Source organism: Nocardia grenadensis, from assembly GCF_050942415.1.
In the GTDB taxonomy this organism is placed as follows: Bacteria; Actinomycetota; Actinomycetes; order Mycobacteriales; family Mycobacteriaceae; genus Nocardia; species Nocardia grenadensis.
This window is the reverse complement of the sequence record NZ_CP192054.1, coordinates 1,577,677-1,603,994: the sequence shown is the minus strand read 5'-3', so window position 1 is coordinate 1,603,994 and position 26,318 is coordinate 1,577,677. Positions and strand designations below refer to the sequence as shown.

Annotated in this window: 21 protein-coding genes; 9 read left to right on the top strand and 12 right to left on the bottom strand. The window is 69.2% G+C overall.

The features are described from left to right. Positions 1-807, bottom strand: coding sequence for an SDR family oxidoreductase (locus ACQPYS_RS07175; RefSeq protein ID WP_433492065.1), 807 nt, complete (start codon positions 805-807; stop codon positions 1-3). Positions 808-893: 86 nt separating this feature from the next. Between ACQPYS_RS07175 and ACQPYS_RS07170 the strand changes: the two genes are divergently transcribed. Next, complete coding sequence (locus tag ACQPYS_RS07170; RefSeq protein WP_433492064.1) at positions 894-2,546, top strand: (2,3-dihydroxybenzoyl)adenylate synthase; 1,653 nt, start codon at positions 894-896, stop codon at positions 2,544-2,546. A 47-nt stretch (positions 2,547-2,593) separates the two neighbouring features. On the opposite strand, the gene ACQPYS_RS07165 is transcribed toward ACQPYS_RS07170, so the two are convergent. From ACQPYS_RS07165 to ACQPYS_RS07130, 8 genes are all read right to left on the bottom strand, one after another. Continuing rightward, a complete protein-coding gene (locus ACQPYS_RS07165) occupies positions 2,594-2,836 on the bottom strand; it encodes a phosphopantetheine-binding protein (protein ID WP_063037657.1) in 243 nt (80 codons plus the stop codon). Between the two features lie 10 nt (positions 2,837-2,846). Beyond that, positions 2,847-3,686 carry a siderophore-interacting protein gene (locus ACQPYS_RS07160; protein ID WP_433492063.1) on the bottom strand — a complete coding sequence of 280 codons (840 nt, stop codon included), beginning with the start codon at positions 3,684-3,686 and terminating at the stop codon, positions 2,847-2,849. Beyond that, on the bottom strand, positions 3,686-5,023 hold the full coding sequence (gene entS / locus ACQPYS_RS07155; protein ID WP_433492062.1) for an enterobactin transporter EntS: 1,338 nt from the start codon (positions 5,021-5,023) through the stop codon (positions 3,686-3,688). Before entS ends, ACQPYS_RS07160 begins: the two co-directional genes overlap by 1 nt. Next, entirely contained in the window at positions 5,020-6,018 is a 999-nt protein-coding gene (locus tag ACQPYS_RS07150) for an ABC transporter substrate-binding protein (protein ID WP_433492061.1), read from the bottom strand. Before ACQPYS_RS07150 ends, entS begins: the two co-directional genes overlap by 4 nt. A gap of 78 nt (positions 6,019-6,096) precedes the next feature. Then, positions 6,097-13,215 carry an amino acid adenylation domain-containing protein gene (locus ACQPYS_RS07145; RefSeq protein WP_433492060.1) on the bottom strand — a complete coding sequence of 2,373 codons (7,119 nt, stop codon included), beginning with the start codon at positions 13,213-13,215 and terminating at the stop codon, positions 6,097-6,099. Positions 13,216-13,367: 152 nt separating this feature from the next. Then, positions 13,368-14,213 (bottom strand): ABC transporter ATP-binding protein, encoded by an 846-nt coding sequence (locus tag ACQPYS_RS07140; protein WP_433492059.1) that lies wholly within the window; start codon positions 14,211-14,213, stop codon positions 13,368-13,370. 7 nt (positions 14,214-14,220) lie between these two features. After that, entirely contained in the window at positions 14,221-15,300 is a 1,080-nt protein-coding gene (locus tag ACQPYS_RS07135; protein WP_433492058.1) for a FecCD family ABC transporter permease, read from the bottom strand. Then, a complete protein-coding gene (locus ACQPYS_RS07130) occupies positions 15,297-16,328 on the bottom strand; it encodes an iron chelate uptake ABC transporter family permease subunit (protein ID WP_433492057.1) in 1,032 nt (343 codons plus the stop codon). Before ACQPYS_RS07130 ends, ACQPYS_RS07135 begins: the two co-directional genes overlap by 4 nt. Positions 16,329-16,903: 575 nt before the next feature. On the opposite strand from ACQPYS_RS07130, the gene ACQPYS_RS07125 reads away from it, so the two are divergent. The 5 genes from ACQPYS_RS07125 to ACQPYS_RS07105 all read left to right on the top strand — a co-directional run bounded on the left by ACQPYS_RS07125 (position 16,904) and on the right by ACQPYS_RS07105 (position 21,043). Next, positions 16,904-17,548, top strand: coding sequence for an MspA family porin (locus ACQPYS_RS07125; RefSeq protein ID WP_063037665.1), 645 nt, complete (start codon positions 16,904-16,906; stop codon positions 17,546-17,548). Between the two features lie 66 nt (positions 17,549-17,614). Further along, positions 17,615-18,277 carry an MspA family porin gene (locus ACQPYS_RS07120; protein WP_431938627.1) on the top strand — a complete coding sequence of 221 codons (663 nt, stop codon included), beginning with the start codon at positions 17,615-17,617 and terminating at the stop codon, positions 18,275-18,277. Between the two features lie 341 nt (positions 18,278-18,618). Then, positions 18,619-19,161: a YaeQ family protein gene (locus ACQPYS_RS07115; RefSeq protein ID WP_433492056.1), complete on the top strand. Its 543-nt coding sequence runs from the start codon at positions 18,619-18,621 to the stop codon at positions 19,159-19,161. 67 nt (positions 19,162-19,228) lie between these two features. Then, positions 19,229-19,675, top strand: coding sequence for an SgcJ/EcaC family oxidoreductase (locus tag ACQPYS_RS07110; protein WP_433492055.1), 447 nt, complete (start codon positions 19,229-19,231; stop codon positions 19,673-19,675). Positions 19,676-19,720: 45 nt separating this feature from the next. Beyond that, a complete protein-coding gene (locus ACQPYS_RS07105) occupies positions 19,721-21,043 on the top strand; it encodes an MFS transporter (RefSeq protein WP_433492054.1) in 1,323 nt (440 codons plus the stop codon). On the opposite strand, the gene ACQPYS_RS07100 is transcribed toward ACQPYS_RS07105, so the two are convergent. Then, positions 20,984-21,643 (bottom strand): response regulator, encoded by a 660-nt coding sequence (locus ACQPYS_RS07100; protein ID WP_084481161.1) that lies wholly within the window; start codon positions 21,641-21,643, stop codon positions 20,984-20,986. The two genes, ACQPYS_RS07105 and ACQPYS_RS07100, sit on opposite strands and share 60 nt — an antisense overlap. Beyond that, positions 21,640-22,653: a histidine kinase gene (locus ACQPYS_RS07095; protein ID WP_433492053.1), complete on the bottom strand. Its 1,014-nt coding sequence runs from the start codon at positions 22,651-22,653 to the stop codon at positions 21,640-21,642. The genes ACQPYS_RS07100 and ACQPYS_RS07095 overlap by 4 nt, the downstream gene beginning before the upstream one ends. A 175-nt stretch (positions 22,654-22,828) precedes the next feature. On the opposite strand from ACQPYS_RS07095, the gene ACQPYS_RS07090 reads away from it, so the two are divergent. Genes ACQPYS_RS07090 through ACQPYS_RS07080 form a run of 3 tightly spaced genes read left to right on the top strand, consistent with a single transcriptional unit; the run spans position 22,829 to position 24,909 of the window. Further along, entirely contained in the window at positions 22,829-23,104 is a 276-nt protein-coding gene (locus ACQPYS_RS07090) for a hypothetical protein (protein ID WP_063037969.1), read from the top strand. Further along, on the top strand, positions 23,101-23,598 hold the full coding sequence (locus tag ACQPYS_RS07085; RefSeq protein ID WP_431938631.1) for a CBS domain-containing protein: 498 nt from the start codon (positions 23,101-23,103) through the stop codon (positions 23,596-23,598). Before ACQPYS_RS07090 ends, ACQPYS_RS07085 begins: the two co-directional genes overlap by 4 nt. A gap of 27 nt (positions 23,599-23,625) precedes the next feature. Beyond that, complete coding sequence (locus tag ACQPYS_RS07080) at positions 23,626-24,909, top strand: SLC13 family permease (RefSeq protein WP_433492052.1); 1,284 nt, start codon at positions 23,626-23,628, stop codon at positions 24,907-24,909. A 27-nt stretch (positions 24,910-24,936) separates the two neighbouring features. On the opposite strand, the gene ACQPYS_RS07075 is transcribed toward ACQPYS_RS07080, so the two are convergent. Further along, positions 24,937-26,262, bottom strand: a complete 1,326-nt coding sequence (locus ACQPYS_RS07075) for an NtaA/DmoA family FMN-dependent monooxygenase (protein ID WP_433492051.1) — start codon at positions 26,260-26,262, stop codon at positions 24,937-24,939. Between the last annotated feature and the right edge of the window lie 56 nt (positions 26,263-26,318).

Below are 26,318 nucleotides of genomic sequence, written 5' to 3'. Positions count from 1 at the left end.
TCACATATCCAGCGTTGCACCGCCGTCGACCCGCAGGTCGTGCATGGTGATGTGGCGCGCGGCATCGGAAGCCAGGAAGCGGACGGCGGCGGCGATATCGGCGGGATCGGCGATCCGCCGCAACGGGATGCCCAGCCGGTAGTTCTCGGGGTCGCCGTCGAGCAGGCCGGCCCGCCCGGCCGCGCCGAGACCGTTCTCGTCGGAGTCCGCGTACATTCCGCGCAGCATCGGGGTATCGGTGGAACCCGGGGAGACCAGGTTGACCCGCACCCCGTGCGGTGCCACCTGCAGCGCGAGCGAGCGGGTGAACGCCGTGGCCGCGGCCTTGGCGGCGCCGTAGGCGGCGAGATTCACCCGGGGGACGGTGGCGGAGTTGGAGGAGACGACCACAATGGATCCGGTTCCCGCCGTGATCATTTCGCGCGCGGCCCGCTGGGCCACGTACACAGCGCCGCCTGCGTTCACGGCCACACAGCGCTGCCACTCCTCCGGAGAGGTATCCAGGGCCGAGCCGCCGATCATGGCGCCTGCGGCGTGCACGACCACCCGGGGTGTGCCGCGTTCGGCGAGCTCTTCGTCGAACGCTTCGGCGACCGCTGCCGCGTCGCTGATATCGACTTCGGCGGATGTCACACCGGTGCCCTCGTGCTGCCGCCCGAGCCGGGCCGCGACTTCGTGCACCCGGGAGTCCCTGTCCCACAGCGATATATGAGCGGAATCGCCGGCGAGTTCGGCGGCGATCGCCGCACCGATTCCCCCTGCGGCTCCGGTGACGATGACCCCTTCGCCCCATTGCTTCGTGACCATTAGGTTAGCCTAACCTGAAGTTACACCGTAAGGCCAGCATTGCGGTGTGACATCGAACAAGATCGCCGATCGGAAAGAGGTGCTCCATGCCATCGCCCGCCCTCCCCGGTATCACACCGTGGCCGCCGGACCAGATCGACCGATACCGAGCCGAAAAGCTCTGGACAGGTGAGACATTCGGGTCCCTGCTGACAGCTCGCGCCACCGCGAGCCCCGAGGCGATCGCGGTCGTGGACGCGGCGAACCGCTGGACCTACGCCGAACTGGAGCACCGGTCGCGGTCGCTGGCCACCGGCTTCGCCCGGCGGGGCATCCGGCCGCGGGACCGGGTCCTGGTCCAGCTCCCCAACCGTGCCGAATTCGTCGAAGTGATCTTCGCGCTGTTCCACCTGGGCGCCCTGCCGGTGTTCTGCCTGCCCGCGCTCCGAGAGGCCGAACTGATCCCTATCGCCACGGCGAGCGGGGCGGTCGCGATGGTCACCTGCGACCGGCATCAGCGGTTCGACCATGCCGCACTGGCCGATACGGTCCGGCGCGAGGTCGCGACACTGCGTCATGTACTGCTGGTCGCCGACGACCCCGCGCACGAATTCGCCGAGGGCGCCGCAGACCTCGCCGACTACCGGGACGAGCCCGGCGAACTCGCCGGGCCGGATGCCGGGGATATCGCGTTCCTGCAGTTGTCCGGCGGCAGTACCGGTATCCCGAAACTCATTCCGCGCACCCACGACGACTACCTGTACAGCGTGCGGCGCAGTGCCGAGATCACCGAACTGGGTCCCGATACCGTCTATCTGGCGACACTGCCGATCGCGCACAACTTCCCGATGAGTTCCCCGGGCATCCTCGGTGCGCTCTACGCGGGCGGCACGGTGGCCATGACCCCTGACCCGACCCCCTCGACGGCGTTCGCGGCGATCGAACGTTTCGGTGTGACCATCACCGGCTTGGTTCCGCCGCTGGCGCGGCTGTGGGTCGAACGGGCCGAGCAGGGCGGCGAACTCCCCGATCTGTCCAGTCTGCAGGTGGTCCAGGTGGGCGGCGCCCGCTGCCCGGACGAACTGGCCCGCCGGGTCGGCCCCGCGCTGGGTGTCACGCTGCAGCAGGTGTTCGGTATGGCGGAGGGCCTGGTCTGCTACACCCGGCTCGACGATCCGATCGACGTGGTGGTCGGCACCCAGGGCCGGCCGATGTCGGAGTACGACCGGATCCGGGTCGTCGACGACGCGGACACGGACGTGACACCGGGCGCCGACGGAAATCTGCTGACCCAGGGGCCGTACACGATCCGCGGCTACTACGACAATCCCGAGGCCGACGCCCGCAGTTTCACCGCGGACGGCTGGTACCGCACCGGCGATATCGTCGCGCTGCGGCCGGACGGGAACCTGGTCGTGAAGGGCCGGGCGGGCGATTGGGTCAATCGCGGCGGCGAGAAGGTATCGGCCGAGGAGCTCGAGGCCCATCTGCTGGAACATCCCGGAATCCGGGACGCGGTGATAATCGGTACGCCCGATCCCGTACTCGGGCAGCGGATCTGCGCTTTCGTCCAGCCCCTGGACCCGCAGACCCCGCCGACGCTGACCACGGTGCGCACTTTCGTCCGGGAACGCGGTATCGCGGCCTGGAAGATGCCGGACGCGGTGGTCACCGTCGCCGAATTCCCCGAAACGGGAGTGGGCAAGACCAGCCGTCGCGATCTGCGCCGGCTGCTCGCCGAGGGGCACCGCACCGCATGACCCCCGCCGCCGCGGACCGCGCCGGGCACGCGGTCCGCGGTGCCCGGTCACGGGCACAGCACCTCCAGCCAGGACTCCAGTACGGGGTCACCGGCCAACATCAACGGGTCGACGGTCTCGTGTCCCTCCGACCGCCATTTCTCCACCAGCTGCATGATGCGCACCGAATCCAGTCCGGCGTCGAGCAGATTGGTGTCGGTGGACAGTTCCTCCGGCGCCACGCCCAGCAGATCGGCCACATCGCGGATGAAGTGGTCGCGGCCGGCCACCGCGGTCGGCTCGTTCGTCATCTCTGTCTCCTTATTCCTCGCGGTCGAAATCCGCGACTCCGTGCTTCCAATAGCCCGCGATCAGGCAGTCCTTCGCCGGCACACCGAGTTCGCCGCGCACCCATTTGCGGATCGGCCGCAACTGGCCGGCTTCCCCGGCTACCCACGCGTAGACGTTCTGGCCCTCCGGGACGGTGACCGTGCGGATCGCCTTCTCCAGCAGGTCGCCGGTACCGACCCGCGCGTCACCCCGGTGCAGCCAGCGGACCTCCACCCCGGCCGGGGCCGCGAGTTCGATCTCCTGGCTCTCGTCGACCACTTCGACGAACGCCCAGCCGGTCTTCTCGCGCGGTAGCCATTCCAACCAGCGGGCGATGGCGGGCAGCGCGGTGATATCGCCGGCGAACAGATAGTTGTCATAACTGGTGGGCACCACCACGCCACCGGGCGGGCCCGCGATATGGATGCGGGCGCCCGGCCGCACGGCCAGCGCCCAATCCGAGGCGAGACCGCCGGGATGCAGGGCGAAATCGATATCGAGTTCACCGGCCGCCGCGTCGTAGCGGCGCACCGTGTACTCCCGGGAGATCGGCCGCGGTGCGGGCCAATCCAGCGACAGGCCGTCGGGGATCGGCAGCCGCAGCGTGCCGTCGGTATCCGGGAACACCAGTCGCACGTGCTCGTCGGGCACGTAACTGTGGAACCCGTCGAGTTCGGGACCGCCGAAGGTGATCCGGATCAGCCCCGAACCCACCGGGGCGGTGCGGATCACCTCCAGTTCCCGCAATCCGATCGGATAACCGACCTTCGCGCCGTGCGTGCCGGCGAGTACCTCGGCGATCCGCTCACGGTAGGCTCCGCGATCCACCATCACACTCCGTCCTTCTTCTCCTCGGCCACGGTCCCGGCGGACTTCTCTTCGACTACGGTGCCGCCTACCGGAACCTGCGCCGGCGGCGGTGGTTGCGGCGGGCCGCCCGCGGGCGCGGTGAGGCCGTACAGTGGCCACACCAGCACCAGTGCGAAGACGAACAGCACCAGTACCGCCGCGCCGTAGACGACCAGTGCGGTACCGGGTTCGACCAGATTGCCGATAACCCCGGCCGCCATGGAGCCGACCGCGGTACCGGCCACCGACTGCACCATGAGCAGTCCCGACATCCGCCCGCGCATATCCTCGGGCGCGTTCTGCTGCAGTACCGCGTAGCGCAGGATGCCGTTGACCGCCCGGGCGACGCCGAACGCGGCCAGCCCGAGGAAACTCCACGCGGCCTGCGGCCAGACACCTGCCAGGATCAGGCCGAGCGGCATGAGCGCCAGCGAGCCCAGCAGCACCAGCCCGTTGCGCCGCGTACGGCCGATCCAGCCGCTGGTCAGCGATCCCAGGACGGCACCCGCGCCGGGCGCGGCGTAGAGCAGGCCCAGGGTGGCCGGGCCCGCGTCCAGAGCCCGGTCGGCGAATGCCGGGAGCAGTACCAGGGGCCCGCTGACCAGCATGGCGAGCAGGCCACTCGCCAGTACCGCACGAAGCACGTCGTGCCGCGCGGCGAACGCCATACCGTGCCCCAGTTCCACGAGCGGATTGCGGATCTCGCGGGCCGGTGGCGGGGCCGACCCGATGGCCCGGATCAGCGATACCGTGGCCACGGTGGCCGCCGCGGCGGCGAAGAACGCGAAGGACACCCCGATCTGCGCGATGAGCACGCCGGCGATCGCCGGGGTGATCATGGTGCCAAGATCGGAGGTCAGCGTCGTCAGCGCACCGGCGGCCGGGACCTTCTCCCGGGGCACCAGCATGGGCACCAGCGCCATCATCGCCGAACCGCTGATCCCCCCGGCCAGGCCGTCGACCACGGCCGCGGCGTAGATCACCGCGAGGAACGGATCGGGCAGCAACGCGTTCACGCCCAGCGCGAGGAAGCCCAGGCCCGCCGCCGAGCGGGACAGCGAGATCACGGTGCGCCGGTCGTAGCGGTCGGCGATCACGCCGCCGCCGAGACTGCCCACGAACAACGCCACCGCCATCGCCGTGGACACCCCGGCGACGTGCAGACTCGATCCGGTGAGCTCGTAGACCTGTACCGGCAGGGCCACCATCAGCAGGCCGATACCGAGAACAGAGACCAGTCGCGCACCGAAGGCAGCGCGGAACCGCCGACTCTCCCGTAACGGAGAGATATCGATGAGGAGGCCGGCGGGGGCTTTCAATTGAACTGCTCCTGGATCAGATCGAGGGTGTCCATGACGCCGCGGTAATCCGGCCGGTAGCTGGTGGCCGGCAGTTCGTAGACCTTCTTGTCCTTGAACGCGGGCAGCTGCGCGTACAGCGGATCCTTCGCGAGATCGGCCGCGCTCTTGGCGCCGCTGAGCGGCACGACGAAGACCACGGGCGCGTCCACGACCTTCGTCAGCAGTTCGGGGCTGAAACCGAACCAGTCGGCCGAGGGATTCAGCTCCGGATCACCGGCCTTGGCCAGTACCTGGTCGTCGGCCTGGAAACCCAGCTCGGCGAGCAGCGTCGGCAGCGCGGCGTTCGGCAGGATCATCTTCGGCCGGCCGTCGGCGGCGGACTGGAAGTAGCCGACCTGCTGTTCGGGGACCTTGATCGCCGCGGAGACCTCTTTCACCTTGTCGTCGTAGGCCGAGATGAGATCGGCGACCTTGTCGGCGCGGTTGACCACATCGGCGATCTGCGTCAGCTGGTCCTGCCAGCCGGTGATATTGCCGGGCAGCAGTACCGTCGGCGCGATGGCACTGAGCCGGTCGTAGGCGTCCACCGACTGTTTGGCCGGGAAGCCCTGGCCGCCACCGATGATCAGGTCGGGCTGGAGGGAGGCGACGAACTCCACGTTCACGGCCTGCCCCACCGGCACCATCCGGGTGCCTTGTTCTTTCGCGGCGTCGGCCCAGGTCTGCGGGAAGTCGGCATTACGGCCACTGACCCCGAGCACCCGCGGGTCCGCCGCGGCCACCGGGACGTCGAGGTCGTAGAGGTAGCCGGCCAGTGCGCCGTTGAGCACCACCACCCGCTGCGGATCCGCGGGCACCTCGATGGCGCCCTTCTCGGTCTGGACCGGGCGGGCCCCGGAGGCGGCGGCGGGTTCGGCATCGGAGCTACAGCCCGCGACCGCGACCACCGCGACGAACAGACCGACTACGAGGCGTAGCCGGGCCGCGAAGCGGCTGTGGGATAACAGCGACATAGGTGTTCTACTTTCTTTCTCGAATCGCCGGGGTACCGGATGGTGCCGCGGCGAGATCTCGGGGACCGGGGCGCACGGTCAGGTCCGCAGGGCCGCTTCGGTATCCAGCAGCGCCGCGACCTCCGACCAGCCGTCCTCGGAAACGATCCCGAAATGGGAGTAGGGCAGGCGGCGCGCGGTGATCCGCGCGCCGGCGGTGCGCCAGCCGGCCAGCTGGGCGGCGATCCGCGCGGCATCGTCCTCGCCACCGGGATCGGCCGCATACAGCGCCATCGGCCCGGCATAACTCGGTGTCTCGGAGACGGTGACCATGCGCAACAGTTCACCGGCCGCGCCCCGGATGAGCGCCGCGAGATCCGGGGCGTCGTCGGGGAGTTCGGGCAGCAGGGCCGCCAGGCGCTCCGGATCCGCCAGGGCCGCGGTGGCCTGACCGGTCAGATTCGCCAGCGGATGCGAATCGACCAGGCCCGCGAACGCGACCTCCGCACCGCGCTCGGCGAGGGCCGCGGCGATCGCGTGCACGATATTGCCGCCGAGTGAGTACCCGAGCAGGTGGTAGGACCCCGCGGGCTGGATCTCGCGGATGGTCGCCAGATATCGCGCGGCGAGTTCGTCGATGGTCGTGGCGCCCGATTCCACACTCCGCAACGCGGGCGACTGCAATCCGATCAGCGGCCGGTCGGCACGCAGCCGCCGCGCCAGCGGGGTGAACTGCCAGGCGGTACCGCCCACCGGGTGCACACAGAAGAGTGGTTCGGCCGACCCACGGGGACGCAGTTCGAGCACATGGTCGAGGCGCCGGCCCAGCATGGCGATCTCCTCGGAGGGCGCGGCGATATCCGTCTCCCGAATCGACACCACCTGCGGCGCCGCCACCGGGGTGGCACCGTCGATCCGGGCCGCCAGCGCCCGCGCGGTGGGCGCCTCGAAGATATCGTCGACCACCACCTCGTGACCCGCCCGGCGCAAGCGGCCGACCAACCGGACCGCGGTGAGCGAATGACCACCCGCCGCGAAGAAATCGTCGTCCGGGCCGATGGCCGCCACACCGAGCACCGCGGCCATGGCCGCGAGCACCGGCCCGGCGGCCGCGGACAGCGTCGGGTCCGCGGCCGCGGTGACGGCGACAGCGGGGGTTTCCACGGGATAGTCGGGAACCGGCAGCGCCTTGCGGTCGAGTTTGTCACTGCTCGTCATCGGGATCTCGTCGAGTTCCACGAAGGCCGCCGGAATCATGTACTCCGGCAGGGCGTCGCGGACCGTGCCTCGCACCGCGTCGATGTCCAGGGCGGCGCCGGTCCGCGTCCGCAGATAGGCCACCAGGCGCTGATCGCCGGGGTTGTCCTCGCGCAGGATCACCGCCGCCTGCGCGATCTCGGGGCGGCGCAGGATCGCCGACTCGATATCGCCGAGTTCAATCCGCTGGCCGCGCAGTTTGATCTGGCTGTCGGTGCGGCCCACGTACTCGAGTTCGCCGTCGGCGCCCCAGCGGACCAGATCGCCGGTGCGGTACATCCGTTCACCGTTCCCGGCGGGGTCGGCGACGAAGGTCCGCGCGGTCTGCTCCGGGCGGTGCAGGTAGCCGCGGGCGAGCTGGACCCCGGTCAGATACAGCTCCCCTACCACCCCCGACGGCACCGGCAGCAATCTGTCGTCGAGCACCCGCACCCCCGCGCCGCCCGGCGGGCGGCCGATCGGGACCGTCACGGTGTCGGCGTCGTCGGTCGCGTGATAGGTGATGCAGACCGCGGCCTCGGTGGGGCCGTACAGGTTGTTCACCCGGGCCCCGGTCGCGGTCCGGAACCGCTGTGCCGTCGCGGGTGGTAGCGGTTCGCCGCCGGTGAACACGCAGCGCAGCGCGCCGCACCCGGACAGATCACTTTCCTCGGCCGTGGTGGTGAGCATGGACGAGGTCATCTGGATCGCGGTGACCTGTTCCTCGGCCATCAACCGCGCCTGATAGTAGGGGTCGCGATGGCCGTCGGGCCGGGCCACCACGATCCGGGCGCCCACCAACAGCGGCAGGAAGATCTCCAGCAGCGAGGCGTCGAAGGTCGCCGGGGTCCGGTACAGCACGGTGTCACCGATGCCGAATCCGTGCTGCTCCTGCAACCAGGCGAAGGTGTTCACGATGGCCGCGTGCGGGACCGTCACGCCCTTGGGTACACCGGTGGAGCCGGAGGTGAACAGCAGGTAGGCCGCATTGTCCGGCCGCAACGGCGCGAGCCGGTCGGCGTCGGTGAGCGCGGTGTCCGCGAAATCCGCGGTGTCGAGCGTATCGACCGAAACGACTGGTGCCCGGCCGGTTTCGAAGGCGTCGGCGGCCGTGGTCAGCACCAGCGGTGTGGCGGCGGCCGCGAGGATGGTGTCCACGCGTTCGGCGGGCTGCCCCGGATCCACCGGCAGATACACCCCGCCGGCCCGGCAGACGGCGTGCGCCGCGATCACCTGATCGGCGCCGCGCCGCATGGCCACCGTCACCACGGTCTCGGGACCGATGCCCCGGGCGACCAGCCGGCGGGCGAGCCGGTTGGCGCGCGTCTCGAATTCGCGATAGGTGATCGTCTCGCCGTCGACCGTGATCGCGGGCGCCGCCGGATCGAGCGCGGTGTGCGGACCCCAGTCGGCCATGGTGCGGCCGCGGGTATCCGGGTGACGGGTGGCGGCCAGCACCGCACCGGCGGTGGCGTCGGGGGCGTCGACCAGGGCGGTGAGTACCGCACCGAGCCGGGCCGCCATCCGCGTGGCGGACGCGGCGTCCACCGCGCCGGGGTCGTGGTGCAGCATCAGGCGGAACCGGTCGCCGGGCAGGGCCGTCACCGTCACCGGGTAGTGGGTGCGGCTGTGCACCGTCACACCGGCCACTCCCACCTCGCACGCGTCATTGCCCTGTACACCGGTTCTCGGGAAATTCTCGTAGACCACCAGGGTGTCGAAGAGCCGCCCGATTCCGGCCGCCCGTTCGACCGTGGCCAGGCCCAGGTACCCGTGGTTCTGCAGCTCGAGTGTGATCCGCTGGAATTCGGCGAACTGAACGGCTGCGGGCCGCGCGGAATCCAGGGTCAGCCGGACCGGGACGGTGTTGCTGAACAACCCGACCATCCCCGCCACACCCGGCAGCTCGCTCGGCCGGCCCGACACCACCGCACCGAAGACCACATCGTCGCGACCGAGTTGTTCGGCCAGGACCATCCCCCAGGCACCCTGTAGCAGGGTGTTCATGGTCAGTCCGTTGGCCCGGCCGAACGATTCGAGCGCGGCCGCGGTCTCGCCGGCCAGCGGCACCTCGAGCCCCACCGCGGCCGAGCGCGGGCCGGGCCCGCCGATCAGGCTCGGCGCGGAGAGCCCGCCCAGGTATTCGGCCCAGCGGCGGACGTCCGCGTCACTGTCGCGGGCGGCGAGCCAGGCCAGGTAGGTGCCGTAGTAGCCGGGTTCGGGCAACCGCTCGCCGTGGTAGAGCGCGAGCATCTCGCGCAGCACGATCGGCACCGACCAGCCGTCGGCCAGCAGATGGTGGGCGGTCAGCACCAGCCGGTGCGCGGTATCGGACAGCCGGATGAGCAGTGCCCGCAGCAGCGGAGGTTCGGCGATATCGAAGGTCCGCGCCCCGGCCCGCTCCTCCAGTTCCAGCGCGCCCGCCGCGGCCGCGGCCGGTGCCCGGTCGCGCAGATCCGCGACCTGCCACGCCACCCGCGGTGTCCGCGGGATCACCTGCACCGGGCGGTCGAATCGCTCGTAGCGGAAGGCCGCGGCCAGGTTGGGATGCCGTCCCAGCACCGTCGCGAACGCCACACCCAGCCGGTCCGGGTCCAGCGGTCCGGCCAGTTCGAAACGGGCGGTCAGTGTGTAGACATCGGCGGCGCCGTCGCGCAGGGCGTGGAAGAGCAACCCCTCCTGCAACGGGGAGAGCGGCAGTACATCGGCGATCGGCCCGTACGCGGCGGTCGATTCGGCGGCGTCGTCCGGCGGTAGCGCTATCGAGACGGCGGCCGCGTTCGGCGGCCGCTCCGCCTCCGAAACCGCCGTGGGATCGGCGCTTTGGGCCGCCGCGGCCAGATCGGAGAGACTGCGGCGGGTCAGCATGTCCTGCGGGGCCAGGATTAGGCCCCGTTCCCGGAGCCGGGTGCAGACCCCGATCGCGGTGATGCTGTCACCCCCGGCGCCGAAGAAGTCGTCGTCGATATCGATAGTCACGCCGCCGAGCAGTTCGGCGACCACCTCGGCCACCGCGCGCTCGGCCGCGGTGGCCGGCGCACGCCCGCCGGCCGGTTCGGCCGGGTCGGGCAGGGCGGCCCGGTCGACTTTGCCGTTCACCGTCCACGGCAGTTCGTCGAGCACCACGATCCGGGCCGGGACCATCGGGTCGGGGAGCGATTCGGCCAACCGGTTGCGTATCCGGGCACCGAGATCGCCCGGTCCGCCGTGGCCGCCCGGCGCTTCCCGCACCGGGACGACGTAGCCGATGAGACTCGCCCGCCCTGCGATATCCCGGATATCGGCGGCCGCCGTCGCGATCTCCGGGAGCCCGCTCAGCGCGGCCTCCACCTCACCGATCTCGATCCGGTGCCCGCGAATCTTCACCTGGGCGTCGGCGCGACCGGCATAGAAATAACCGCTACCGGGCTCCCAGCGGGCCAGATCGCCGCTGCGGTACATCCGTGCCCCCGGCGGGCCGAAAGGATCGGCTACGAAGCGCGCAGCGGTGCTTCCGGGTGCGCCCAGATAACCCTGCGCGATACCCGCGCCCGCCAGATACAGTTCGCCGGGTTGTCCGTCGGCCACCGCCTGGAGTCCGTTGTCCAGGAGATAGGCCCGCACCCCGGGCAGCGGGACACCGATATGCGGCTCCGCGCCGCGCACCGGCGCGCCGATGGCGTCGACGGTGGCCTCGGTCGGGCCGTACAGATTGACCGCCGTGATCCCGGCGCGCTGCACCCGCTGCCACAGATCGGGCGGGCAGGCTTCCCCGCCCAGGACGAGCAGCCGCGGCGCGAGCTCGGCCAGCCCGTGCCCGAAGAGCGCGGCGGCCAGCGTCGGGGTCCCGTCCACCACTTCGATACCGTCGGCGCGCAATGCCGCGACCAGCACTGCGGGGTCGCGCCGGATCTCGCTGTCGTACAGGTGGACCCGATGGCCGTCGAGCAACCACAGCAGCGGATCGAGCGCGGCGTCGAAGGCGAAAGACGTCGTATGCGCGACCGCGAGCCGCCGGCCGCCGGCCCGTTCGACGGTTTCGGCGTAGATCCCGGACCGGTGCCCGGCCACCAGCTGCGCCAGCGCGGCATGGTCTATCACCACACCTTTCGGCGTACCGGTGGAGCCGGAGGTGTACAGCACATAGGCGGGGTGATCACCCCGGACGGTCGCGATCTCGGCAGCGGTCGGCGGTGTGCCCGGGTAACCACGCAGCGCCTCACGCACCGGGTCGCTGTCGAGTACCACCGCCGGCCCTTCGAGGGCACCGGTCAGGGCGCTGTCGGTGAGCACCAGGAGTGGGGCGGCGTCGTCGATCATGATCTGGAGCCGGGGCACCGGATGTTCGGGGTCCAGCGGCAGATACGTGCCGCCCGCGCGCCAGACGGCCAGCAGCGCGACGACCAGCTCCGCGGTCCGCGGTAGCGCGACACCGACGAGCGCGCCCGGTGTCACACCCCGGTCCCGCAGGTACCGGGCCAGCCGGTACACCCGGTCGCCCAGTTCCCCGGCCGTATAGCGCTGGGTGCCGCCGACCAGGACCGTGGCGTCGGCGTACGCCGCGACCATCCGGTCCAGCGCGGCAGGCATATATTCGGCGGTACCGGCGGCCGGCGGGCCGGAGCGCGCGGCCAGCAGGCCGTCGCGGTCCGCGCGATCGATCAGTTCCAGGGCCCCGACGGCCACCTTGTCCAGTTCGGTGAACGCCTCGATCACCCGCACGAGACCCGCCACCCGGTGATAGGCGGTCTCCGGATCGTTGGTCCGGGCATCGCATTCGAAGCCGAGCAGCACCGATTTGTCGGGGAGCGGGGTCACCACCAGCCCGAGATCCTCCGGCGGACCGCCGGCGACGTTCCGCAGCACACCCTCGGCACCGTCGAAGTCGAGGGCGAAATCGAAAACCTTGAGGTTCATGCCGATGCCGTGCAGCAATTCCCCCGCCCCGAAACCGCTGAGGTCGCGGGCGAGGTCGGCACCGCTGTAGCGCTGATGCCTGCGCATTTCCCGCAGCGTCTCGGCGACCCGCACGCCGAGTTCGCCGACGGTGTCGTGGGCGTGCACGGTCAGCCGCAGCGGCAGCACATTGACCGCCATCGCCGGGGTGCTCAGCGCGACCCGGCCGACCCGGCCCATCATCAGCATCGAGAGCACGACATCGGAATTGCCCAGCAGCCGCTGCACATAGGCGGCGTAGCAGGCGATCAGGCCGTCGGCCCAGGTGATCCGGTAGCGCTCGGTGCAATTGCGCAGCCGCTCCAGTGTTTCCACCGGCAGGATCGCCTCGGCCCGGATGGTGCGCTCGACCGCACCACCGAGTGCGGTCCCACGCCCGTCGAGCGGGGGTGCGGGGCTGAGCTGTTCGCGCCAGTAGCGCTGGTCCTCGGCGAACTGCTCACTGTCGCGATAGTTCTGCTCGTCGGCGACCAGTTCGGCGATGGTACCGAAGGTCGCCCGGGGCGGTTCCGTGTGCCGGCGCAGCGCGGTGTAGTGCGCGGCGACCCGGCGCGACAGCAGGGCCGCGCTGTAACCGTCGACGATCAGGTGGTGGTACAGCTGCACACACCAGACCTCGGAGTCGGTGAGCCGGATCAGCGTGTAGTTGTACAACCGCCGGTCCACCATGCCGCGGCACCGCTGCGCCGCCTGATGACGTTCCAGCGCCACCGCCTCGTGGGCGAGCGCGTGCGGTTCGGCCGCACCGCGCAAATCGATCATCGGTTGCAGGACGGCGGGTTCGTCGCAGACGTATTGCCGTGGGCCGGCCGCGGTATCGCGGAACCGCAGCCGCATGTTCTCCGCCTCCGTCACCGTGCGGCGGATCGCCTCGGCCAGGGCCTCGACGTCGATCGGGGTGTCGCCGGAGATCTCGAGGACCTCACCGACCAGATAGCGCCCGGATTCCGGGTCGAACAGCTGCGCGTTCCATATTCCCAGCTGAGGGCCGGTGAGCGGTAATCCGGGATCGCTGGCCTTCGAGGCATCCTGCTCTGCCGCCGGCACGGCAACTCCCTTCGCTGTGAACCACATTCGGTGCGGTGCCGATACCGTCCCGCTATCGACCGGCACCCACACACAACCACAGTTGAGGTTAGCCTAACCTTTACTAAAGTAAAATATCTATCCGGCGAGAGTTCCGGTCCGGTTTGTCGCATTCAGCCCGTATGCACCGCGTTCTCGGCCAGCGGAACCACCAACGGGGCCCCGGTTTCGGGATCGTCGATCACCCGGCAGCCCAGGTCGAACACCTTCTCCACGAGTTCGGCGGTGACGATCTCGCGTGGCGCTCCGGCCGCGATCACCGCCCCGTCCCGCATGGCGATCAGATGATCGGCATAGCGGAACGCGTGATTCAGATCGTGCAGGACCGCGACCACCGTCCGCCCGGTCTCCCAATTCAACCGGCGGCACAGATCCAGCAGCTGGATCTGGTGGGCGATATCGAGGAAGGTCGTCGGCTCGTCGAGCAGCACGATGGGCGTCTCCTGTGCGAGCACCATCGCGATCCACACCCGCTGCCGCTGCCCACCGGACAGTTCGTCCACCAGCCGCCCGGACAGTTCGGCCACCCCGGTCGCGGCCATGGCCGCGGCGACGGCCTCCTCGTCGCGCCGCGACCACTGCCGGATCAGCGACTGATGCGGATACCGGCCCCGCGCCACCAGATCGGCGACCCGGATCCCCTCCGGCGCGGTCGAGGTCTGCGGCAGCAGCCCGATCCGCCGGGCGACCTCCTTGGCCGGATAGCTGCCGATCTGCTTCCCGTCGAGCAGTACCGCACCGGATTCGGGCGCCAGCAGCCGTGACAGTGCCCGCAGCAGCGTGGATTTACCACAGGCGTTCGGACCGATGATGACCGTGAAGGTGCCGTCGGGGATATCGACGGTCAGTTCGTCGCTGATGACCCGGCTGCGGTAGCCCAGACGCAACCGGTCGGCGCGCAACCTGGCCGTCCCGGCGGTCTCGTCGGCGGCGTTGTGCCCGAGTTTTTCGTCCACCATGATTCCCTCAGTTCCGTCGAGCCTCGGCCACCAGCAGATAGGCCAGATACGCGCCACCGATCGACGCGGTCACCACCCCGACGGGCAGGGTGGTGGGCGCGAACGCCCGGCGCGAGATCCAGTCACAGACCACCAGCAGCAGCGCGCCCATCGCCGCGGCCGGCAGGAGCGCGGTCGTTGGGGTACGCGCCAGGCGCCGGCCCAACTGCGGCGCGGCCAGCGCGACGAACGCGATCGGTCCCGCCACCGCGGTACCGACCGCGGTGAACGCGACACTGAGCACGGTCAGCACCAGCCGCGCCCGCCCCACCCGGATCCCGAGCGCCCGCGCCGCGTCGTCCCCCAGTTCCAGCACCTGCAACCGGTAGGCGGCGGGCACCACTACAACGGCCAGGATCGCCAGCACCACCAGGGCGGGCACGATTTCGTCCCAGGTGAGCCCGTCCAGCGTCCCGACACCCCAGGCGGCGGCCGACATCGCCTCGTCGAGGTCGGCGCGCAAGATGAGCCAGGTGTTGACCGCGGCCAGCATCGCGCCGACCCCGATCCCGACGATGATCAGCCGGAAACCCTTGACGTTCCGCCGGAAGGCCAGCAGGAAGATCGCGAGCGCGGTGAGCAGCCCACCGCCCAGCGCACCGGCCGCGGTGGCGTAGTAGCCGCCACCGGACAGCAGCACCAGCAGCGCGCCGGTGTAGGCGCCCGAATTGAACCCGACGATATCCGGGCTGCCCAGCGGGTTCCGGGTGACCGACTGCAGGATCGCGCCGCTGATCCCGAGCGCCGCGCCGAGCACCAGGGCCATGAGCACCCGGGGCATCCGCCATTCCCGCACGACCAGTTCGTCACCGCCCACCCCGTTGCCGAACAGCGCCCGTACCACCCGGTCCGGTGGAATCGCGAAATCACCGGTGCCCAGCGCCAGCAGCGCCACCACCACAGCAGCGGCCAGCAGTACGACCGTGACCACGAGGCCGCGCAGCCCGAAACGCGTGGTGGCACCGCGCAGGCGCAACACCCGGACCGACCGGCCGAAATCGATGGTCGAGGGAGTACCGAGGCGCGGCGGTTTACGCACGGTGGTCACGACTGCCTCAGCTCCGAGCGGCGGGCCAGCCAGATCAGCACCGGCGCCCCCAGGAACGCGGTCACCACACCGGCGGACAGTTCGTCGGGCGGGATGGCGATCCGGCCCACCACATCCGCGAAGAGCACCAGCGCGGGCGCCAGGACCAAGGAATAGGCCACGATCCAGCGGTGGTCGGGGCCGACGATCCAGCGCGCGATATGCGGCACCGCCAGGCCCACGAAGGTGATCGGGCCGACCGCCGCGGTCGCGGTACCACAGAGCAGGATCAGGGCGAGCGCAGTACAGGCCCGGGTGCGGGTCACGTGCACGCCCAGGGCACGGGCCAGATCGTCGCCCAGCGCCACGGCATTGAGCGAGCGGGCGGCGACGAGGGCCAGGATCATCCCGGCCACGATGAAAGGCGTGGCGCCGGCGAGGACGTCGTAGCCGCGGCCGGTCAGCGCCCCGGCGTCCCACTGCCGCATCTTGTCGAAGGCGGTCGAGTTCAGCAGGATCAGACCCTTGGTGACACCGGTGAGTACGGCGGTCACCGCGACACCGGCCAGGGTGAGCCGGATCGGATCGGTCCCACCGCGCCCGACGGTCCCCAGCCGATACACCGCCACCGACACTACCGCGGCGCCCGCGAACCCGAACCAGACATAGGAGGCGATCCCGTCGGCGCCCAGATAGGCGACGGCCACCGCGATGGCGAAGGCGGCGCCCGCATTGATTCCGAGCAGGCCCGGATCGGCGAGCGGGTTGCGGGTCAAGCCCTGCATCAGGCAGCCCGCGACTCCCAGCGCGCTACCGGCGAGCAATCCGAGCAGCGTACGGGGCAGGCGGTATTCGCTGATGACCAGGTGATCCGGCGATCCATCGGGCTCCCACAGGGCACTAATGATTTCCGTGATCGGAATATGCGCCACCCCGACCCCGAGACTCAGTAAGCAGGCGATTACCAGGAATATTGCCCCCAGCAACCATCCAGACCACCTGCGGACACCCACCTGTGTGTGGTATTCATAGGACGAACCGGCAGTCATGAGGCGGTGTCACAACCTCTGTGCATCGAATCGTCCCTTCCGGTCCGTGTGATGTAGGCCACTGTCATCGCTCACAAAAAACGTTGACGAGGCTTTATAGTGAGCGAAGGCTAACCTAACTACAGACGGGCTGGCAACAGACTGCGCCGACATCGCACCCACGGTGTCCGCGAACGGTGCCCACCCCGAACGGGGTGAGCATCCGTCCGGCGCAACGACGCACGAGCGAGAGGTGTGAGGGATGTGGACTCCGACGCTGCTGACGCCCGTGCGCCTGCCTTCCCCCTCGCCGCAGAGTTTCCGGCCGAACCCGGCCGGGTTGTAAGAAGATAGACAGGGATGAGGGATAGATGACGCAGCCATTCGTCACCTGATCGCCCAGGAAGACGATCCGACACCACCGGTGGGTTTTTCGTAACCCCCGGATTTCACCTGCGATTGCGCAGTAATACCCCCCGAACCGCGGCCTACGCGCGTGCGCGTACAGGCCCGGGGATCACTGCTGCCGTTTTTCGCCGGACGGCATCGTCCGGCCGAAATAGGGCGACAATTCGCAAAACCATGAGGGAACCACCATGAACATCAAGTCGATTGCTGCCACCGCGGCGATGACGGCGGCGGTACTGGGCGTCGCCGGAGGCGTGGCGAATGCCGATACCTTCGTGCCGCTCCCCGGCGGCGAAAAACTCGGACCCGGCGTGAAACTGAGCCGTGTCGACGAGAGCGCGCTCATCTCTCCATCGCTGTCGGCCAACGGCGCCGGCCGGGTCGCCTGGCTGAGCGGACGGGTCTTCGCCGACGTCAGCCAGACCCCGGAGGGCACCCCGGGTCCCTGGAAGGGCCCCACGAACGCCCCCGGCACCAACAACTCCTCCACCCACGGCACCTCCCGGGTCAGCGCCGGGTACATCGTCGGCTGCCAGGTCAGCATCGCCGACGATGCCATCTCGGCCGGCGTCTCGGCCAGCGTGAGCACCTCCAGCCTGGGTGCCAGCGGCTCGCTCGGCATCAAACTCGGCCCGGGCCAGGTCAAATTCATCAACGTCGAAGGCGTCGATATTCCGAAGCCCGGCGTGTACTGGGTCGACTACAAAGATGTCGAAATCAATATCGAGGGCTGCGCCGGTTACGCGCAGGCCCGGTCGTACGCCGTCGTCGAGATCATCGGCGACCATTATTCGAAGACCACCCTGTACGGAGCTCCGTTCAGCATCGGCTGACGCACGTCGTATCTGGTCGATCAAATCCGTCGCTGAACGGAATTCTTTTCCGAGAGGGAAACTGTCATGTCTGTCATCAAGAAAAGCGTCGTACGGGCCGCGAGTGTGACGGCCGCGACCGTCGCCGCGGTCGGCCTGTTCTCCACCGGCGCGGCCAATGCCGATACCTTCGTGCCGCTGCCGGGTGCCGAGCTGAACCACACCCTGCCCAACGGCCTGAGCATCACCGCCCGGATCGCCAACGAGTCGGCGCTGATCAACCCGTCGATGGGTTCGACCCCGCTGCACCGCAACGCCTGGGTCTCCGGTAGCGCGCAGGTCGAGGTGCACGGTCCGCACAAGGGCACCAAGATCACCCCGGGATATGTCGTGGGCTGCCAGGTCGATATCAGCGGTGGCGCCGGCAACGGCGGAGCCGGTCTGACCCAGTCCGGTGAGAACCTCAGCGGCAACCTCAGCTCCGGTGCCAACCTGACCCTCGGCCCGGGCCAGGCCACCTCGTTCCTGCTGCTCGATATCGAGAAGCCGGACGCCTACGGCGACGAGGGCCATCTCTTCGCCAACAAGTTCACCGGCCCCAACGGCTCGGTGACCTGGACCGATTCCACCATCGGTCTCAACGGTTGCGCCGGTTACGCCCAGGCCCGCGCCTTCGTACGGGTCGAGACGACCACCGAGCAGGGTATCTCCGAGTTCCGCGTCTGGGGTCAGCCCTTCAGCATCGGCTGAGTCCGGCCCAGCGGATCCGCACGACGGCGGTAGCCCCGGCCCGGTGGCCGGGGCTACCGCCGCCTGCGCAACCGGCCGTACCCGCAAGACATAACCTCTCCGGCCATCCGGTTCGACACCGCCCGGGCCGCGACGCCGCTGATTCACGAGACGTTCGAGTTCCGGCGTATTTGTGACACTGCACAAGAACACTCGGATCGACGGGAGCATTCCCGGTGTCTGCACCCACACCGCCGGCTTCGCGCGGCCGCGCTCCCCTACGCACCTCCCTTCGGCTTTGGCCGAGTGCAAAACCGGGCAGGGCCTTCGCCCGACCCCGCGTTCGTTAGGCTGATCGTCCTATGGCTACCGGCGCGACTCTGCACACCGTCACCCTGCACCTGTCCGATATCGACCGGGGTGTGTACCAGGAACTGGAGTTGCGGATGGCTCGGCATCCCTCGGAGACCACGGAATTCCTGATCACCCGGCTGCTGGCCTACTGCCTCGAATACACCGACGGCATCACCTTCAGCGACGGCGGCGTCTCGTCCACCGACGAACCCGCGGTACTGGTCCGCGATCTCACCGGCCGGATCACCGGGTGGATAGAGGTCGGGGCCCCCGATGCCGACCGCGTGCATCGCGGCAGCAAACGCGCCGAGCGGGTCGCGGTGTACACCCATCGCGACCCGGTCAAGGTGCTGGCTCAGTTGTCCGGCAAACGGATCCATCACGCCACCGACATCCCGCTCGTCTCTTTCGACCGGCCCTTCGTCGAGGCCGCGGCGGCGGCCTTCGAACGCCGTAACACGGTCACCGTGTCGGTGACCGAGCGCCAGCTCTATCTCGAGATCAACGACACTTCGCTGAGTACGCCGATCGCCGAACAGCGACTCATATGAGCCCTGCGGCCCGGATCCCGAACCGCGGTCTTGACTTCAACAAACGTTGAGGTTCCAGAGTGTCGGTATGCATGCGGAAGACGAGCGCAGTATCAGAGCCACCCTGACCGCCCATACCGAACTGTGGGTGCGCCACGAAATGCGGCAGTGGGGAGAGTATTTCACCGAGGACTCGGATTTCATCACCCACCGCGGGATCTGGTGGCGGACACGTGAGGCGAACATCCGGTGCCATCTGGACGTACCGGAGTCCGTTGTCGCGCAGAAGCGCGATTACACCCAGGAGATCGTGGCGATCGACGAACTCGCACCGGGCGTCGCGCTCGTCCACACCCGCTGGAGCTGGCCGGGCCACGTGCTGCCCGGCACGGCGACCGCCGAGGACCGGCAGGGATTCATCACCCTCGTCCTGGTCCGGCACTACGGTGAGTGGCGTATCCGGGCCGCGCACAACACCCGGACGAACGGATTGGACGATTTCTCCCCGGAGCCGACCGCCGCCGAGACACGATGATTCGCGGAATTCCCACCGCGCCCTACGGTACGGCACCATCGGACGATGCGAACCGGTGCCCGTCGGCCCGAGGGACCCGCCAATCCCCGGCCGGATACCGCCGGGCGGCTCCCGCCCGATTTCTACCGGCTCTGGAGCGCGTTCGCCGCCGGTCAGACGGGAAGTGCCATCGGCGCGGGTGCGCTTCCGCTGGCGGCGATCCTGCTGGTCGGTGCCTCCGATCTCCAGGTCTCCCTGATGGCCGCGGGTGCCGGAGTCGCCGCGGCCGCCATCGCGCTCCCGCTCGGCCCGTTCCTCGAGTTCCGGCGCAAACGCTCCATCATGACGGGTGCGGGCATCACCGCGTGCGCCGCGCTGATCTCGGTGCCGATCGCCACCTGGTTCGGCGCACTCACCTACGCGCACCTGTGCGTGACCGCGGCGGTACAGACCCTGTGCGCCGTCGTCTTCAACGCCGCGCGCGACGCGCACCTCAAAACCCTCGTCCCGCAACGGCAACGAGTTCGAGCCGGCAGCCGGCTGGAGACCACCTTCTGGACCGCGACCACGCTGGGCGGGCCGATCGGCGGACTGCTCGTCACGGCATTCGGGACGACCACCACCCTGATCGTCGATTCGTTCGGGCATCTGGTGTCAGCGCTCGGTATCCGCCGGATCCGCTCCCCCGAAACCTCATCCGCGCGACGGGAAGGCAGCCGTCGCACCCCGGCCGGGATCAGCGCCGGCTGGGCCTATCTCTTCGCACATCCCACCCTGCACCGGCTGTTCTGGAATGCCATGCTCTTCGGCGGTTCGCTGGTGCTCATCTCGCCCCTGCTGGCGCTGTTCATGCTGCGCGAACTGGGTTTCCCGCCATGGCAGTACGGGCTGGCCCTCGGGGTGCCGGGGCTCGGCGGACTACTGGGATCCTGGTGCGCCCCGCGGCTCGTCGCCCGGTTCGGTACACACACTGTCCTGCTCGGATCCGGCACGCTGCGCACTTGCTGGCCCGGCCTGCTCGTGCTCGCCGGACCCGGGCCGCTCGGGCTCACCGTCATCCTGGTCGCCGAAACACTGCTGCTCTTCTGCGCCGGCGTGTTCAACCCGGTGTTCGCCGCCTACCGCACGAACCACACCGCCGATGACCATATGGTGCGCGTCGGCACCGCCTGGTCCATCAGCGCCAGATGCGTCCAGCCGGCGTTCATCGCCCTCGGCGGTGTGCTCGCGACCGCGATCGGCGTACGCGCGGCAATCGGCGTGGCGGCGCTGGCGCTACCGGCCAGTGCCGCCCTGCTGCCGTGGGGGCCGCGCGCGGCCGGGGAACGTTCACGGCTCGATGAGCCCCGCGCGGATGGCATAGCGGGTCAGCGCCAGCCGATCACGTAAACCCAGCTTCTGCAGGATATTGGCCCGATGCCGGTCCACGGTCTTCACACTGATGACCAGGTCACCGGCGATCTCGCGCGACGAATAGCCCTCCGCGACCAGTTTGACGATCTCCTCCTCGCGCGGCGTGAGCAGACTGTGCGGCAGGGGCTCGTCGCGGTCGGCGTGCTGCAACCAGTCGCGGATCAGGGAGTTCACCGCGCCGGGATACAGATAGGACTCGCCGCGCAGGGTCGCCCGGCAGGCTTCGAGCAAATCGCGGTCGGCCACGGATTTCAGTACATAGCCGGAGGCGCCGACCCGTAGCGATTCGAAGAAATACTGTTCGTTGTCGTACATCGACAGCATGAGGATCCGCACCTGCGGGGCGGCGCGGTGGATCTCGCGTGCGGCCTGGATCCCGGTCATCCGCGGCATGGCGATATCGAGGATCGCGAGGTCGACGGGCACGTGTCCGATCTGCTGCACCGCCTCGTAACCGTTGGCGGCCTCGGCGACGACCGTGAGATCGGGTTCGGCGTCCAGGATCAACCGCAACCCGGACCGGACGAGTGCGTGATCGTCGGCGAGCAGGACGCGGGCCACAGCCGGGTTCGTCACGGCGTACTCCTTTCGCCTCGATGCGGGATACACAGGCAGACCTCGGTGCCGCGCCCCGGCGGCGACTCGATGGTCAGGGTGGCATTCACCAGCAGTGCGCGTTCGCGCATTCCCCGGATACCGGCCCCGTCCTCGGCCACTCCGCCGCCACCGTCGTCGCCGACCCGCAGCACTAGCGAATCGCCGTGCACCCGCAGGCTCAGCCCGACCCGGTGGGCGCCCGCGTGCCGGGCGATATTGGTCAGGCTCTCCTGGGCCACCCGGTAGCAGACGAGTTCGATATCGGGGTCCAGCCGCGGCAGTTTCCGGTCCACATCGCGGGTCACACTGATACCGGCCGTCGAGCTGAATTCGCTGCACAGCGCGCTCAGGGCGCTGGACAGACCGAGATCGTCGAGCACATCGGGCCGCAACCGCCGCGCGATTCCCCGCACTTCGTCCAGGCAGGCGCGTACGGTCTCCTGGGCACCGTGCAGGACGTCGACGACATCGGCGGGGGCGCGGTCGGCGGCCCGCTTCATCGACAGCAGCGCCACGGTCAGGCTCTGGCCGATCTCGTCGTGCAGTTCCCGCGCGATCCGCCGACGCTCGCCCTCCTGCGCGGCCAGCGCGGACGCACTGGCCGCCGCGCGTTCGGATTCGAGCCGGTCGACCATGGCGTTGAACGAGTCGATCACCCGGGCGAGATCACCGTTGCCGCGTTCGTCGAGCCGGCCGCTGCGCCGCAGCGGATCCACCCGCCGCATGGAGACGATGAGCTGATCCAGCGGAGCCAGACTGGACCGCAGCAGGAAGGCGTTGGCCGCGAGGATCACCGCCAGCCCGACCGCCAGCACCGGTATCTCGGTGAGCCGCACCCGGGACGACACGGTCGCCGGTGAGACCGCCAGCACCAGGGTGCCGAGCGTGAACACGAGACCGTTGATGAGGAAGATCCGCCGGAACAGCGCATCGGCCGGGGTCCGGGTATGCCGCCGGAACAGGCCGTATCCAGTATCCGGACGGTCCATGACCTCAGTGTGAACGCCGGTGTGCGGGCTGTCCATGGGGCGTGACACCCATCTTTCACGCCGGCCCCTACACAACCCCGGTCACCGGAGATGGGTGGCGGCACCGATGGCCGGTGATACCGCCGGGCGCCGAAACTGGGAGCCGAGAAAACCGGCTGCGGGAGGAGCGTTCGACGTGGACATCGACCGCGGCACCATACCGGGCCAGGGCACCGTGCACCACCTGCTGACCCGCAGCGGTGACCGGTTCGCGCTGGTGTCCGGTACCGACGGTGCGAAACATATCCACGTCTACCACACCGCGCGCGACGAACCCGTCCACTCCATCGCGCTGGGCCCGGACGAAGCCGATCAGCTCGCCGAACTGCTGCACAGCAGCCCGCTGCCCGACCGGGTGGCCCGGCTGGAACGGCTGATGGACCAGTTCACCGGCGACAGGAACCGGTCATGACAACTCTCTCCCCGCACGCGCGACGGGACCATCCGATGCAAGCACACGAGATCGCGGTCCAGCTACCGACCGTTCGCACCGGCGACCCCGTCGCCAAGGCCATGCGATTGATGGTGGTGAACCGGCTGCCCGGCCTCATCGTCGTCGACGCGGCCGGCCGGCCCGTAGCGGTCCTGCCCGGCACCCAGGTGCTGCGGCTGGCCATCCCCAGCTCCTACCAGGACGATCCCGCGCTGGCACGCACCATCGACGAACTGCACGCCGAACTGTTCTGGCGCGAATTGGGCGATCTGACCGTGGGCGACTGCCTGCCCGAACACGCGCCGCGCCCGGCGGTCGTGCACCGGGACGCCACCCTGTTGGAGATCGCGGCCCTCATGGCGCAGCGGCACAGCCCCCTGGTCGCGGTGGTGGACCGCACGCGCACCCTCGTCGGCGGCATCACCCTCGAACGACTACTGATCAGCCTGGCCGTCGCCGGGCCCGACGACTGAGCCGCCGGGCCGAGGGGAGGTGCGCCGATGAACCAGATCCTGGCGGTCGTCGTATTCGTCGGGGCGTTCTGGTTCATCGCCACCGAACGCGCGGACAAGGTGAAGGTCGTACTGGTCGCGGCCGGGTTGATGACCGTCCTCGGTCTGGTGCCGGGCGAGCAGGTCTTCTACAACGCGCATGTCGGTATCGACTGGAATGTGATCTTCCTGCTGCTGGGCATGATGATCATCGTCGGCGTCATCAAGCAGACCGGCCTGTTCGACTTCCTCGCCATCTGGGCCGCGAAACGGTCCCGCGGCAACCCGTTCCGGCTGATGGTGATGTTGATGATCATCACCGCCGTCGCCTCGCCGCTGCTCGACAATGTCACCATCATCATGCTCGTCGCGCCGGTCACCATCGTGGTGTGCGGGCGGCTGGGTTTCGCCGCGCAACCGTTCCTCATCGCCGAGGTGCTCGCCGCCAATATCGGTGGCGCGGCCACCCTGGTCGGCGATCCGCCCAACATCATCATCGGCAGCCGGGCCGGCCTGACCTTCAATGATTTCCTGCTGCACATGGCCCCGGCCGTGGCCGTGATCTTCGCACTGTTCGTGCTGTTCACCCGCTGGCTGTTCCGCAAACATCTGCGGATGCGCTCCGAGCACATCGAGACGGTGGCGGCACTACAGGAGAGGCGGGCCATCACCGACCCGCGCCTGCTGACCCGCGCACTGCTCGTACTGGCCGGGGTTGTGGTGGGTTTCGGCCTGCATTCGATGCTGCACGTGGCGCCGTCGATCATCGCGCTGCTCGGCGCGGGCGCCATGGTGCTGATCTCCCGGCTCGATATCGGTGACATCCTGCGTGAGGTGGAATGGGGCACCCTGGTCTTCTTCATGGGCCTGTTCGTGATGGTCGCCGGTCTCGTGCACACCGGTGTGATCGAGCTCCTCGGCGATGCCGCCGTCGCCGCGTTCGGTGACAATCCGCTGTTCGCCTCGGCGGTGCTGGTTTTCGGTTCCGCCGTCGTGGCCGCGTTCATCGACAACATCCCCTATACGACCACCATGGCCCCGGTGGTCGAGGGCCTGGTCGAACAGACTTCCGACCACGGCCAGGGGCGCGCGCTGTGGTGGGCGTTCGCCTTCGGCGCGGACTTCAGCGGGAACGGCACCGCCGTCGCCGCGAGCGCCAATGTGGTGGCCCTCGATATCGCGCGCCGGGCCGGGCACCGGATCACCTTCTGGCAGTTCACCAGGTACGGCATCGTCGTCACCGCGCTCAGCTGTGTACTGGCCTGGGCGTATGTCGCGGTCCGCTATTTCTGAGCGGCCGTCCACCCGCTCCCGCGCACTCTATCCCGCCAGGCGCTCGGTATCGGCCTCCGGTAGCGGCGGCAGCTCCAGATTCTCCCGGAAGGTGGCGCCGAGATAGTCGGAACCGACGATATCGCGGCGGCGTAGTTCGGGCAGCAGACCGCCCGTCACGAAATCCCGGGTGCGGGGATCGTCCAGGCCACCCAGCGAGATGATGTCGAGAACTCCGGCGCGGTACCGCTCCTCGATGGCATCGGCCAACTGCTCCGGCGTACCGGCCGCCGACCAGTGACCGGTGTGCCGTGCTTCCAGGATCAGCTCGCGCAACGTGCGCCCGGACCCGGCGAGACGCGCGAAGATCTCTACCCGCCCGCGTCTGCGGTGCACCGAATCGACCGCGGGCAGCGAAGTTTCCGGAAGCGGCCGGTCCAGCGGTAGATCTGAGAGATCGACCCCGCCGCCGAGCATATCCGCGAGCAGCCGGCGACCGGCTTCGAAGTCGAAGGACTCCTCCTGTTCGCGGAGCAGCCGCGCGACCTCCGCTTCGGTGGCGCCATAGGTGGCGTGGAAGGAACTGAAGATATAGGGCAATCCGGCCGGCCGCCCCAGTTCCCGGGCGCGGGCCCGGATCCTGTCCGTGTACGCGTGGGCGTCGTCGAGAGTGGTGAGCGAGGTGAACACCGCCTCGGCGAAACGGGCGCCGAGTTCGATCCCGCCCGCCGACTGGCCGGCCTGGAACTGTACCGGGCGCCGCTGCGGCAGCGGCGGAATGTTCAGCGGACCGCGCACGGTGAAATGCTCACCCCGGTGATCGATCGGGCGCACCCGGGCCGGATCGAGTACGGCGCCACCGCGACCGTCCGAGGTGAGGGCACCCGGACCCCACGAATCGAACAGGGCGTGTACCACTTCCAGCGATTCCGCCGCGCGCGCATAACGCTGTTCCGGCCCGGGCAACTCCTGATCGCTGTAGTTCTCCTCGCCCAGCGACGAGGTGACGGCGTTCCAGGCGGACCGGCCGTTGCTCACATGATCGAGGGTGCCGAACAACCGGGCCAGGTTGTACGGGTGGTGGAAGGTGGTGGTGACCGTGGCGATCAGGCCGATATGCGTGGTCACCGAACTCAATGCCGAGAGGTAGATCAGCGGCTCCTGCGCGCCGATGGCCCCCTGTGCGCCGAAACCGAGCAGATCGGCCGCGAAGAGGGCATCGAACCTGTGCTCCTCGGCGATCTTCGCGACGGCGATCGCGGTGTCGAGCGTCGACCGGCCCGGGTCCACCGCCGCCGCGTAGATATCGGTACCGCCGCTGACCCCGGTGACCGTCTTGAGATGCCGTCGAGACCTGTTGCGCGATATCACCATGCGACGATATGGCGCCGGCCGGGGCATCGGCAGCCTTGCGCTCACCGTGATTCGGA